Genomic DNA, 12,935 nt, shown 5'->3' with positions numbered 1-12,935 from the left:
ATATGTTATTATTATCTCGAATTAGAGATAATTAAATTCGAAGTAAAAAGAGGGAGTCGTATGAAGCAAAACAATCGTAACTTAAAAGCATTTACGGTCTTGTTCCGTGCATATCAAACGATTCAAGATGCAACTAGAAGAGATTTACTTCAATTCGATTTAAATCAAACTGAATTTTCGGTTCTTGAATTTTTGTATCACCATGGAGAACAACCAGTTCAAATGATTGGTAAAAAAATATTAATTGCAAGCAGTAGTATTACTTATGTGATTGATAAGCTCGAGCAAAAGGGCTATGTGTACCGTAAGGCATGTCCAAGAGATCGTCGTGTTACGTACGTATTACTAACGCTTGAGGGACAGGTTTTGATGGAGGAAATATTCCCTAAGCATGAACAGAAAATAAATGAGATATTTGAAGTATTGGAAGCCCAGGAGCTGGACAACATGATTTTATCACTTAAAAAAGTTGGCAAGAACGCCACTAACCAATAAAAAAATTTAAATATATATCTCGATATCGAGATATATAGGAGGAGCATACTATGAATCATTTAAAAGGTGTACACCATGTAACGGCTATCACAAGTAGTGCTGAAGAAAATTATAAATTCTTTACCTATGTTTTAGGAATGCGCTTAATAAAGAAAACAGTGAATCAGGATGACATTCAAACATACCATTTATTCTTTGCAGATGATAAGGGTAGTGCGGGTACAGATATGACGTTCTTTGATTTCCCTAATATCCCAAAAGGTGTACATGGTACAAATGAAATTTCAAAGACTTCTTTACGTGTACCAACGGATGCTGCTTTAGATTATTGGATAAAGCGCTTTGACCGTTTAAATGTGAAGCATACAGGTATGAAAGAACAGTTTGGTAAGAAAACACTATCTTTCGTAGATTTTGATGATCAGCACTATCAGTTAATTTCTGATGAGCACAATACAGGTGTGGCGGCAGGTACGCCTTGGCAGAATGGCCCCATCCCTCTTGAGTATGCCATTACAGGTTTAGGACCAGTTTTTGTCCGTGTCGCTAATTTTAAATACTTTAAGGATGTTTTAGAAAAGGTAATGCTTTTTACAGAGATTGCAGATGAAGGAGACTTCCATTTATTTGAAGTAGGCGAGGGAGGAAATGGCGCCCAGATTATTGTCGAGCACAACACAGTGTTGCCCGTTGCTCGTCAAGGTTTTGGTACTGTTCACCATGCTGCCTTTCGTGTAGAGGATCGTTCGGTATTAGATGAATGGACTGCACGTTTCGAAAGTTTTGGTTTCCACACTTCTGGCTATGTAAATCGTCATTTCTTTGAATCATTGTATGCACGAGTAGCTCCGCAGATTTTATTTGAATTGGCTACAGATGGTCCAGGATTTATGGGCGATGAACCATATGAAACATTAGGAGAAAAACTGTCATTACCACCATTTTTAGAACCAAAACGTGAACAGATTGAAAGTCTTGTTCGTCCGATTGACACTGTAAGAAGTTCCATTATGTTCGATAAAGAATATGAGTAACACAATTTCATCCAGTTGGGAAAGCAAAGCCCCACTGGATGTATACATAACTGTATTGGGGGATAAAAAAATGGAATTTTCCAAGCTGATTGATAAGCGTCGCTCTGCTAATAATTTTATCAAGGACGTTAAAATGACGGAAGAAGATATACGCCCTATTTTGGAGGATGTTAAGCTTGCCCCTTCAGCATTTAACTTACAGCATGCTAATTATATTGTTGTGCTGGATGAGGATATGAAAGAAAAGGTGAGAGAGGCAGCATATGGTCAATATAAAGTACATTCAGCTTCAGGTGTAATTCTTGTACTAGGTGACAAGGAAGCATATAAAAATACTGCTGAGTTAAGTCAGGGCATGGTGGATTTAGGCATAATTACAGCGGGTGAACTAGAGGATATTGTAGCAGAGAATACAAGATTTTATGAGGATCGCGGTGAAGGATTCATGAAAGATGAAGCCATTCGTAATGCTTCTCTGTCTGCAATGTTATTCATGCTAGCTGCGAAAAATCGGGGTTGGGACACTTGCCCAATGATTGGCTTTGATAATCAGAAAATGCGTGAGCTTTTCAATGTGCCAGAAACACATGAAATAGCCTTAATGATTACTATTGGGAAAGAAAAAGAAAGCAGTCGTCGATTACGTGGGTATCGCAAGCCAGTTGAAGAATTTGCCATTTATTATTGAAATGGCATAAAATACAATAGCTATACAAATACTATGAATAATGTACATTTAGGAGGAAACATCATGAAAGTAGTAGCAATCGTAGGTAGTATCCGTAAAGAATCTTATAATATGCAATTAGCTCAATTTATTCAAAAACGTTATACAGAAAAGTTAGATCTTGAAGTATTAAGCTTAAAGGACCTACCAATGTATAATCAAGATATTGAAAATGAGGCTCCACAAGCAGTTCTTGATTTTAAAGCAAAAGTAAAAGCTGCAGACGCTGTACTTTGGGTTACACCTGAATATAATGGTACAGTTCCTGGGGTTATGGTAAATGCTATTGATTGGCTATCTCGTGTAGATAAAGTAATGATTGGCAAACCATCTATCATTATGGGTGCATCAATGGGGAACTTAGGTACTGTAAAAGCACAATTACATTTACGTGATATTTTATTCTCTCCAGGCATTAACTCACCATTACTTAGCGGTAATGACGTTTATATTGGTGCTGTTCACACTAAATTTGATGAAGAAGGCAATTTAACTGATGAAGGTACAGTGAAATTCCTTGACGTAGTTATTGATAATTTCTTAAGTTGGGTAAAAAAATACGTTTAATTAAAATATAACCCATAAGTATACAATATACTTATGGGTTATATTGTTGAAAAAAAGAGGATGTCACTAGCAAAAAAAGCTCTTTTGTTAAGGCGAATGGTTGATTTCGGTTCCGCTAGCGTCCGATGCCGCTTCCCTCAATTCCGTTCGCTCTAGGGTCTACTCTGTGACGCTAGCTCCTCTCCAATCAACCATACATCAAGAGATTATTTTTCATATTAGCAGTAACGGATAAAATAGCCCATTAGAGAAAGGATAGGCACTTGGAGAAGTGATTAGTTACCCATAAAATCTTTGCTAAGATGGTAATTCTTGTGAAACGGCAAGCCTTTTTCATACAAATTCTAATGAATGTTCAATACTATGACCCATAGGTATACAATATACTTATGGGCATTTTTTGTTTGGAAAGATGCTACTTCTGCATGAAATCTTCACACTTTCAAGATATACTTTTAAGAAATTCTAAAATGGTGGTTACGGATGAGAAAATTATCATTAAAGCTGGGCATTATCTTCTTCATCACATTGTTTTGTATTGAAACCTTTATGATGTTTTTTTTGCATGTTTCCCTGACGAATTCTAGAGTGGAAGAGGAACTAGAGCGTTTACAAGCGAGAGGAAATTCACATCGTACTATATTAGAACAGAACTTCAATAATGAAACACTAGCACATGTCGTTCTTATGGAATCAGAAGCAAGTACAGATGTCGTGGTGACTGACCATTTCGGGACAATCCTTGCATCCTCACAGCCACATCAAGAAATCAGTGATCTGATTCGTGAAATAGAGGGGGAAATACCTTATGAAGGAAGGGTTTTACAAGACAATTGGCAAGAAGTTAAAGCAATTGCGACTATAAGCCCTATTCAAAATCAGCAAGGAACGATTGGCTATGTATTTATGTTTCAAAATACCGATTCCATCCATGCATTAATGAAACGGCTGAATAAGCATTTTCTCATCGTGGGTATTGTATCTGGTCTAGTCAGTATTGCAGTCATTGTTGTTCTATCTCGTAAGCTGGCTAAGCCACTTATTCAAATGAAAGAGGCTACATTGAAAATGAGTAAGGGTGATTTTACAGTTGCTCTTTCTACGAATGGAAAAGATGAGCTTGGGGATTTATCAAATGCTATCCAGCTTTTATCCAATGATTTAAATCATCTAAGGCAAGAGCGTAAGGAGTTTTTATCAAGTATTGCACATGAGCTTCGTACACCGCTAACTTTTATTAAAGGCTATACAGACATTCTTGCTAAACGGGATTTAACAGGGCAAGATCGTCAAAAGTATTTAGCTATTATAATAGAAGAAACAAATAGACTTTCTAGATTAATCAAAGATTTATTTGATTTAGCGAAAATGGATGAAAACTCATTTGTAATTGAAAAACATTGCTTACATTTAGAGCCGTTTTTTACAAGCATTGAAGAAAAATTAAGTCCCGCTTTTCAAGATAAAGGTATCTATTTGGTTGTACGTTGTGATAATGGCTTAACACTATGTGCAGATGAAGCAAGACTTGAGCAAATCCTGATTAATCTATTAAATAATGCATTAATCTATTGTACACCAGGAGATATGACTACAGTCACTGTAAAAAAAGACAGTGGAATTTTAAGCATCATCGTTGAAGACACAGGGAAAGGAATTCCAAAGAAGGATTTACCGTATATTTTTGATCGGTTTTATCGAGTGGAAAAATCACGTAGTCGTGCTTTAGGTGGATCTGGACTTGGGCTTGCTATTGTCAAGGAGCTAGTGCAAGCACATGGGGGAGAAATAAAGGTTAGAAGTGAAATAAATAAAGGGACTACTTTTGAATTATCATTTAAAGGAGTAGAAATGAATGAAAACGATTTTATGCATTGATGATGAACCAAGAATGTTAGATTTATTAACCCTTTATTTGGAACCACTATTTAATTGTAGAGCAATGTCTTCTATACAAGAGGCATTGCATTTTTTAGAAGAAGAGCATGTGGATTTAGTTCTTTTGGATATTATGATGCCAGAGATGGATGGGTGGCAGGTTTGCCAGGAAATTAGGAAGTTTTGGGATGTTCCTATCATTATGCTTACTGCAAAAGGAGAACACGCTGATATTGTAAAAGGTTTAAATCTTGGTGCTGATGACTACGTTTTAAAGCCTTTTGATGAGGAAGAATTGTTAGCACGCATACATGCTGTATTAAGAAGAACGATATCTGAAGAAAAAGTGATTAACTTTGAAGGACTTTGTTTAGATAGAGAGTCCTTTGAAGTATATTTTCAGCATAAGGCAATTCCATTAACACCAAAGGAATTTGCCATGCTTGCCCTATTTTTAGATTATCAAAATAGAGCATTTTCTAGAGAACACCTTATACATGCCGTTTGGGGATATGATGTAACGATTGAAGATCGTACCATTGATTCACATGTACGTAATTTACGAGAAAAATTAAGAAAAAGTGGTTTTCCGTCGGATGATTACTTGCAAACCGTTTGGGGCATCGGCTATAAATGGCATAAGTCTGCAAAGAGAAAGCAAATGGAACATAAAAGCTAGAAAATAACCTCTACCAGAATTGAAGGTAGAGGTTATTTTCTATTATTTTGGACTAAGCTCTTCTTCTGTTACCCATTTATGATTTGTTACAGCTTCACCACTTGTAGTGGAAGTATAATCAACCATATATACAGTTGTTTGCACAGCCTCGTCAATTAGGACAGTCGCATTTTCCATACCTTCCATATGTGTTGCGTCCGTTTTTACTTCTGTTCCAGGAGCCAGTGGTGCTTCTTGTGGGTCAATTAATTCTTCATGAATTACCCACTTATGCTTTTCTATTCGCTTTCCACCAGATGTAGGCTCATAGGAAATAACATAGGCAGTTGTAGTATAGGCACCTACTATTGTTGCTTCGGCCCCTTTCATACCTTCCATATGTCCATCTGTAATAATGGCTGTGCTTCCTATAGGAAATTTCGGATTTTCAGCTTTTTTTAACGTTACTGGTACTTCGCCAGAACTTGAATGGTTCATTGTAGAATGATCCATTTCTTCAGCAGCTTCATTAGAAGTGGACGCAGGTTTTGTTTGATCCTCTGTACAAGCCGATAAACTAATTAGAGCGACTACTGATAATAGTCCGACTGACCATCTTTTATTGAATTTCATATGATATCCTCCTCACTATGTGCTCCTAATGTAGCAAATAAATGTGCAGAAACGATGGATATAACCTATGAAAAACATTTCTCTAGTCTGGCGGGGAGAGATGCTATTGAATGGGCATGATCTTCAATGTTTTTTGTAATCTATGGGCGAAGATACCAGCAAAAATAGCTAAAATAATATCTTTTGGTAGTGGAGGAATCATCCAAAGCCAAGCGAGCTTATATGAAAAATTCTCTGGCGCACTTGCCCATAGCTTATAGGCAAAAAACATCCAATTTGTTCCTATCAAATAATTTATAGCCGTTGCTACCAAAGCAGCTACGATAAAACTTTTCTTTGTTCCGCTTCGTTCTACGATTAACCCCGCAACAAATGCCGCAAATATAAATGTAATAATAAACCCAAAGGTAGGGCTTAAAATTTGGCCAATTCCACCCCCGAAACGAGCAAAGACAGGAGCTCCTGCCAATCCTACGCACATATAAATTGTGCAGGCGAGCGCACCTTTTCTACTACCAAGAATAAGCCCTGCTAAAATTGCAAAGAAGGTTTGAAGCGTAATGGGTACACCACCAACTACCATAAAAGGTGCAAAGGAAGTGATATTAGCACCCACCATCATTAACGTTGTAAATAATCCAATGTAGGTAATGTCAACAGTTCTTAACTTATGGTGACTATGTTGTGTAACAGTTGCCATGATTTCACCTCGTTTTATAAGTTATTACTGCTAGTGTAAAAAACGAATGTATTTGTGTAAACCTTATTATTTATATAAGTTAACGCAATTGCTGAATTAAATTGAAGTAGACTATCTATCTATAAAAATGTATGATAGAACCGTCACAATTTTATAACTTCAAATACTATTGGTGTGACATTTTGAATGTCACTTAAAAGGGAAGTCGGTGGAAGTCCGACGCTGTCCCGCAACTGTAACGAGGAATCCTATAATATGATTTGCCACTGTTTAAGAATGGGAAGGCAATTATAGGATAGTGAATCGAAGCCAGGAGACCTGCCATTTAGTAATACCTGTAATGCCCACGAGGATGCAAGCAATTACGGACAATAGCTGGATATTTTTCTGACTTTGTTTAATCTTGGGTATTTCTATGCGCATTTTCGCATGGGATACCTTTTTTTATTGCTTCATTCATCAATATTCAGTAGGAGTTTAAAACAGATGAATAAAAAATTTATGTTATTTTCCTTCGTACTTTTCATGGTATTAATTGTTTCAATGACCTTTGCTGTAATGGTTGGCTCAGTTTCAGTTACACCGTTATATGTATGGAAAGTTATTCTTTCTAAAATTCCTTTTATACAAAATTCGATCGAGCAAGATTGGAGTCGCTCTCAGGAAATCATCATCTGGCAAATAAGAGCACCTCGTGTTTTGCTAGCTGCGATAGTAGGAGCGGGGTTAGCTATTGCAGGGGCAGCCATTCAGGCACTAGTACGTAATTCTATTGCAGACCCGTATATTCTAGGGATTTCTTCAGGGGCAGCTGTCGGAGCTACTTCTGTGATTATTTTAGGAGCCTTTTCATTTTTAGGTATTTACGCTCTTTCAGTATCCGCATTCCTTGGTTCATTACTTGCCATTGCACTTGTCTTTTTCTTATCACGTGTTGGGGGACGTGTCTCTATTTTCCGCTTGCTATTGGCAGGCATGGCTGTGTCCTTTATCTTAACGGCTATCTCTAACTTTATTTTAATGATGTCAAAGCAAGAAGGGGCCTTAAAGGCTGTTATGTTTTGGATGCTAGGTAGTTTAGCTGGAGCCAAATGGAATAATATTGTGATTCCAGCTTTCGTATTCTTGGTTGTATTTGGGCTACTGTGGCTACACTATCGCAATTTAAATTTATTATTACTAGGAGAAGAGGCGGCAGTGACATTAGGCGTTAATCTTCAGCAATTCCGTATTCAGTTAATACTACTAGTATCTCTATTAACAGGTGTGCTTGTCGCAGTTAGTGGTTCTATAGGATTTGTGGGATTGATTATTCCCCATATTGTGCGTTTAATTGTGGGCTCAAACTATAAATACGTAATACCTATCAGTGCTTTAATAGGTGGAATATTCTTAGTATGGGCAGATGCCTTTGCTCGAATTATTATTGCTCCTCAGGAAATGCCAATTGGTATTATTACAGCTTTTTGTGGAGGACCATTTTTCATTTGGCTTCTCCGTCGTAACAACTATTCTTTCGGTGAAGGAGATTAACTTCCATGACATTAGAAGCGAAACAAGTATCATTCTCCATTTACGATCAGCGTATACTGCATGATGTAAGCATTCAAATAAAAGAAAAGCAATTTGTTGGATTAATTGGTCCTAATGGGAGCGGAAAATCAACATTGTTAAAAAATATGTATCGTCTCCTAAAACCTGAAAGTGGATCAGTAGTATTAAATGAGCAAGATATATTAAAGCAATCAAGTAAAGCAATTGCGAAAAATTTGGCTGTTGTAAGCCAAGAGACACCCGTATTATTTGATTTCACTGTGCATGATTTAGTCAGTATGGGAAGAACCCCACATAAAAAGCTGTTAGAGCTTGATCAAGAGAAAGATTTTCAAATTGTTAAAGAGGCTCTTAGACAAACGGGCATATCGCATTTAGAGAAACGAAGCTTTAGTTCGCTTTCTGGTGGCGAGAAAAAACGTGTCATGGTTGCAAGGGCACTCGCTCAACAAGCACAGATATTAATATTAGATGAGCCGACGAATCATTTAGATATTCAACATCAACTTCAACTTATGGATTTAATTCAGACTTTGCATTTAACCGTAGTAGCAGCTTTACATGATTTGAATATTGCTGCTATGTATTGCGATCAAATTTACGTTTTACAGCAAGGGCGAATAGTTTGTCATGGTACACCAGAGGAAGTACTTACGCCAACAGTGCTGCAAGATGTATTTGGTGTTTTTGCGGATATTCAAATACATCCTATGACAGGGAAGCCGTATCTTACATATGTTCCTGAACAGTTCACGAAGGGGTTTAGCCAAATATAGAAAAGTGTCATCTTCTATTAGATACATAAAACATCCTTTAAGGAGTGACTGTATGCAAATAGCCTTTACGAAAATGCATGGTATTGGTAACAGCTATATCTACCTTGATCTTTTCCAACATGATTACAAGGAAGATATCTTTTGTGAATTGGCTCAAAAAATGGCCAATATCCATACTGGTATTGGCTCAGATGGATTGATTATTATCCAACCCTCTAAAATTGCTGACTGTGGTATGCGTGTATTTAATAAAGATGGATCTGAGGGGACAAATTGTGGTAACGGTCTTCGCTGTGTTGCTAAGTATATTTTTGAACGTCATATTGTACGACAAGAGCTAATTACGATTGAAACGAAATCCGGGATTATGCTGGCACAGGTAGTGGTGCAAGACAATCGTGTAATAGAAGTGATTGTCGATATGGGCAAACCTCTCTTATTGCGCAAAGACATTCCGATGTTAGGAAACCCAAATGAGCTTGTCATCAATGAAATATTTCCTTTACCCCAACAATCTCTTTTAGTAACAGCTTTGTTTTTGGGCAATCCCAATACCGTAGTTTTTGTGAATGCGATCGAGCAAGCACCATTAAGAACATTAGGCGGTATTATAGCAAACGATATGAGATTTCCTTATCGTTGCAATGTTGAGTTTGTAGAGGTTGTTCATGAGAAGGCATTAAAATGCTGCGTTTGGGAACGAGGTTCGGGTATAACAGAGGCATGTGGGACAGGTGCTTGTGCAGCGGTAGTGGCTGCTATATTAAATGGTTTTTGTCAGAAGGAAGAAGAGATAGTAGTCCAACTTAGGGGCGGTGACTTAGTCATTCGATGGGCTGACAATGACCATATCTGGATGCGTGGACCTGCAGAATTTATAGCGGATGGTATTTATGAATTTTTATCTTAATTACTCCCATTTCATGCCATTTTAAATAAATGAATACAGGACGCCTCCGATTTAAGAGTGGCGTCCTATATTGTAAAGCCATTAAGATACTGCTTTTAAGCCTGCTACACCTATGATAATTGCTATGATACTGATAATACGTGATAGATTTTTAGATTCGCCAAAGAAAATGATATTTACGAGTACAGCTCCAACAGTACCAATTCCTACCCAAACAACATAGGCAATGCTTAACTGCAAATAGTTGAAGGATGCATATAAAAGGGCAAAAGACACACCAAAACCACCAATATATAACATTAAGTTTCGTAATGTTTTATGCTGACTATAGAAGCGTAAGCCAACCACACCTATAATTTCAGACAATGCAGCTAAGATAATAAGTATCCAACCCATTATACATTCTCTCCTTTCGTTTGCATCTGCTCTTTAGAGGAATTATCCGCTAATTTTAGACCAATCACACCTAATAATAAAATAATCATGAACAGTCCTTTAATGGCATTAAATTCTCCTTCGAAAATGAAAATATCCATTAATGTGGTACCGATTGCACCTGCTCCAGCGAAAATAGCGTAGACTGTACCAGTAGGTAAGCTCTCACAAGCCTTCGATAAGAAATGAAAATCTATAGCAATGATTGTCACAATAATTATCCAATGCCACCATGAGCTTGCTACGTTAAAGCCAAATACCCAAAGCAATTCAAATAAACTTGTTAAAACGACGTACATCCATTCTTTTTTCATCAATAAAATCCTTTCTATTAGGTAATACAATGACTGACATTCAGTCATTTTCGAGGTAAAAGAGAACGTCACTTTTATGGGTGACGTAGGCCAAGTGCGTGAGATAGGAAGTCTATAAGCTCAAGCTTGAGCAATTTCATTGTTTCGTCCTTGCTATCATCAAATAAATAAATTTGTTCAGCAGCAGATTCAATTAGACCAATCATCAGTTTAGCAGAACGTGTTGGGTCAATTGAATCACGTATCATTCCCTGTTGCTGGCCAGATAATAAGAAATGACTCATCCAGTCATAATAGGGTGCATATATATTTTCCCATTCTTTTAAATGCTCAGTTTGCGCAATACCTGCATAAATAAGTGCAACGATATCTCCATAATCTTTCGTGATTAAGAAAACCATTTCCACAACCTCTTCAAGTTGCTGTTCAAAGGGCTTATGACTTGAAATACCTTCATCTAAGGTAGCAATAATTCTTTCTACCATATTTTTTGCAATAGCAGGCATAACAGAAAGGCGTGATGGGAAATAAAGATAAAATGTTCCTTGAGCGATCCCAGCAGCTTTAACGATATCTGAAACTTTTGTTTTTTCTATACCTTTTTCTCGAAAAACCTCAATGGCAGCTTGAATAATTTTTTCTTCTTTTGACATGCAATCCCTCACTTTTGCCTTACTTAATTATTATGTTATAGAATAAGAAAAATAATGTCAATAAAAATGACTGATTATCAGTCATTTTTATTATCCAATGTTCGTTTGTAATTCCACAATTATGCGAAGGAGTATATTTTCTATATTTCGGGGAATTGTATAATTGAAAGGATTGATGACCATGAAAGAAATTAAGTTTGCACAATTAGACCCGCAGCAACTAGAAAAAATTAATGAGCTTGAAGAAAAGATTGGTGTAACATTAGTTGCCTATGATGCTTCCTCCACACCATCACACGGTTCTGGCGCTTTTGAGTCAAATAATAGCACTACTACAAATCATCCATCATAATGAAGTGAGAAATGCCTTGCAGTAATGTAAGGCATTTTCGTTTTATAGAATGTATTTAAAGGAGTGTTTGAATTGAATGAATTCTATGCTGATTTACATATTCATATTGGACGTACTTCTAGTGGAAGGGCAGTGAAAATTACTGGCAGTAAAACGTTAACATTAGCACGAATTTTAGAGACGGCTAGTGCAAGAAAGGGATTAGACATCATTGGGATCATTGACTGTCACTCACCTGAAGTAATCGAAGAAATGGTGAGGATGATTGAACACGGAGAACTGCAAGAACTTAAAGAAGGTGGTCTGCGATTTCAGGAAACAACTTTAATTCCTGGATCAGAGATCGAAATTTATGATCAACATTGTCAGGGTCCTATTCATGTGCTTGCTTACTTTCCTACACTAGAGCTCATGAAGCTGTTCTCAGAATGGATGTCACAACATATGAAGAATATCCATTTAAGTTCACAGCGTATTTATTGTGATGGTCAGACCTTGCAGCAAAAGGTGCATGAATTGGGAGGTATTTTTATTCCTGCACATGTATTTACACCATTTAAAAGCTTGTTTGGCAAAGGGGTTCGTCGAAGTTTAACTGAAGTCTTTGATCCGCAGCTTATTGATGGTATTGAATTAGGTTTAAGCTCTGATACAAATATGGTAAGTCATATTAAAGAATTACAAGCATATACATTCGTTAGCAATTCTGATGCACATTCGCTTGGGAAATTAGCACGAGAGTATCAAAAGTTACGATTAGCAGAAGCGAATTTTACAGAATTAAAAATGGCCCTGCATGAGCAAGAGGGACGAGCGGTAATAGCCAATTATGGCCTAAACCCTTTGCTTGGCAAATATCATCAAACAGTTTGTGCAAAATGTAGTCAACAGCTAAGTAAAGAGGCTACCATTTGTACAGAATGTGGGAGTACTCAAATTATAAAGGGAGTAGCTACCCGTATACAGGAGCTATCTGAAGACTTTCCCAATAAACGAAATAGACCACCTTATATTCATCAGATACCACTTGATTTCATTCCAGGTATTGGTCCTAAAATGATGGAACATTTAATCGAAGCATTTGGTACAGAAATGAATATTTTGCATCGTGTAACAATCGACCAGCTTGAACAAATTGTGCCACATAAACTAGCCCATTTAATCGATTTAGCGAGAACGGGTCAATTAGCCATTGAAGTTGGTGGTGGTGGGATTTATGGAAAGATACAGGTTGATTAGATAAAAAATG

16 protein-coding genes and 1 riboswitch are annotated in these 12,935 nt (G+C 36.9%); of the genes, 11 read left to right on the top strand and 5 right to left on the bottom strand.

Annotation, left to right across the window (positions count from 1 at the left end; all coding sequences use genetic code 11):
- Window positions 1-60: 60 nt before the first annotated feature.
- The 6 genes from NYE73_RS21765 to NYE73_RS21740 all read left to right on the top strand — a co-directional run bounded on the left by NYE73_RS21765 (window position 61) and on the right by NYE73_RS21740 (window position 5,380).
- Entirely contained in the window at window positions 61-495 is a 435-nt protein-coding gene (locus NYE73_RS21765) for a MarR family winged helix-turn-helix transcriptional regulator (protein WP_004224400.1), read from the top strand.
- Between the two features lie 50 nt (window positions 496-545).
- Window positions 546-1,529 (top strand): ring-cleaving dioxygenase, encoded by a 984-nt coding sequence (locus NYE73_RS21760; RefSeq protein ID WP_259951107.1) that lies wholly within the window; start codon window positions 546-548, stop codon window positions 1,527-1,529.
- Between the two features lie 70 nt (window positions 1,530-1,599).
- Complete coding sequence (locus NYE73_RS21755; RefSeq protein ID WP_004224402.1) at window positions 1,600-2,217, top strand: nitroreductase family protein; 618 nt, start codon at window positions 1,600-1,602, stop codon at window positions 2,215-2,217.
- Between the two features lie 63 nt (window positions 2,218-2,280).
- Window positions 2,281-2,823, top strand: a complete 543-nt coding sequence (locus NYE73_RS21750) for an NADPH-dependent FMN reductase (RefSeq protein WP_259951108.1) — start codon at window positions 2,281-2,283, stop codon at window positions 2,821-2,823.
- A gap of 483 nt (window positions 2,824-3,306) precedes the next feature.
- Window positions 3,307-4,701, top strand: a complete 1,395-nt coding sequence (locus NYE73_RS21745) for a sensor histidine kinase (protein WP_181574612.1) — start codon at window positions 3,307-3,309, stop codon at window positions 4,699-4,701.
- Entirely contained in the window at window positions 4,679-5,380 is a 702-nt protein-coding gene (locus NYE73_RS21740) for a response regulator transcription factor (RefSeq protein WP_259951109.1), read from the top strand. The genes NYE73_RS21745 and NYE73_RS21740 overlap by 23 nt, the downstream gene beginning before the upstream one ends.
- A gap of 42 nt (window positions 5,381-5,422) precedes the next feature.
- Here NYE73_RS21740 and NYE73_RS21735 read toward each other — a convergent pair whose 3' ends face one another.
- Window positions 5,423-5,992 (bottom strand): YdhK family protein, encoded by a 570-nt coding sequence (locus NYE73_RS21735; protein WP_048394955.1) that lies wholly within the window; start codon window positions 5,990-5,992, stop codon window positions 5,423-5,425.
- Between the two features lie 103 nt (window positions 5,993-6,095).
- The gene (locus NYE73_RS21730; RefSeq protein WP_048394956.1) at window positions 6,096-6,692 is read right to left on the bottom strand and encodes a biotin transporter BioY; all 597 of its coding nucleotides are present in this window, start codon (window positions 6,690-6,692) and stop codon (window positions 6,096-6,098) included.
- 153 nt (window positions 6,693-6,845) lie between these two features.
- Window positions 6,846-7,032, top strand: a riboswitch (cobalamin riboswitch).
- Between the two features lie 146 nt (window positions 7,033-7,178).
- On the opposite strand from NYE73_RS21730, the gene NYE73_RS21725 reads away from it, so the two are divergent.
- Genes NYE73_RS21725 through dapF form a run of 3 tightly spaced genes read left to right on the top strand, consistent with a single transcriptional unit; the run spans window position 7,179 to window position 9,932 of the window.
- Entirely contained in the window at window positions 7,179-8,225 is a 1,047-nt protein-coding gene (locus NYE73_RS21725) for a FecCD family ABC transporter permease (RefSeq protein ID WP_066038133.1), read from the top strand.
- A gap of 5 nt (window positions 8,226-8,230) precedes the next feature.
- Window positions 8,231-9,022: a heme ABC transporter ATP-binding protein gene (locus tag NYE73_RS21720; RefSeq protein ID WP_131522345.1), complete on the top strand. Its 792-nt coding sequence runs from the start codon at window positions 8,231-8,233 to the stop codon at window positions 9,020-9,022.
- Between the two features lie 52 nt (window positions 9,023-9,074).
- A complete protein-coding gene (gene dapF, locus NYE73_RS21715) occupies window positions 9,075-9,932 on the top strand; it encodes a diaminopimelate epimerase (protein ID WP_259951110.1) in 858 nt (285 codons plus the stop codon).
- Between the two features lie 81 nt (window positions 9,933-10,013).
- Here the strand turns inward: dapF and NYE73_RS21710 are convergent, their stop codons facing one another.
- The 3 genes from NYE73_RS21710 to NYE73_RS21700 form a co-directional block, all read right to left on the bottom strand.
- Window positions 10,014-10,328, bottom strand: coding sequence for a DMT family transporter (locus tag NYE73_RS21710; protein ID WP_259951111.1), 315 nt, complete (start codon window positions 10,326-10,328; stop codon window positions 10,014-10,016).
- Window positions 10,328-10,681 (bottom strand): DMT family transporter, encoded by a 354-nt coding sequence (locus tag NYE73_RS21705; RefSeq protein ID WP_048394965.1) that lies wholly within the window; start codon window positions 10,679-10,681, stop codon window positions 10,328-10,330. Before NYE73_RS21705 ends, NYE73_RS21710 begins: the two co-directional genes overlap by 1 nt.
- Before the next feature lie 74 nt (window positions 10,682-10,755).
- A complete protein-coding gene (locus tag NYE73_RS21700; protein ID WP_048394966.1) occupies window positions 10,756-11,334 on the bottom strand; it encodes a TetR family transcriptional regulator in 579 nt (192 codons plus the stop codon).
- Window positions 11,335-11,515: 181 nt separating this feature from the next.
- Here NYE73_RS21700 and NYE73_RS21695 point away from each other — a divergent pair, with 181 nt between their 5' ends.
- Complete coding sequence (locus tag NYE73_RS21695; RefSeq protein WP_175400775.1) at window positions 11,516-11,686, top strand: hypothetical protein; 171 nt, start codon at window positions 11,516-11,518, stop codon at window positions 11,684-11,686.
- A 72-nt stretch (window positions 11,687-11,758) separates the two neighbouring features.
- Window positions 11,759-12,925, top strand: a complete 1,167-nt coding sequence (locus tag NYE73_RS21690; protein ID WP_259951112.1) for an endonuclease Q family protein — start codon at window positions 11,759-11,761, stop codon at window positions 12,923-12,925.
- Window positions 12,926-12,935 lie beyond the last annotated feature (10 nt).

This window comes from Lysinibacillus sp. FSL K6-0102 (genome assembly GCF_038003545.1).
GTDB lineage: Bacteria > Bacillota > Bacilli > Bacillales_A > Planococcaceae > Lysinibacillus > Lysinibacillus capsici.
This window is presented reverse-complemented; position numbering and strand designations above follow the sequence as displayed.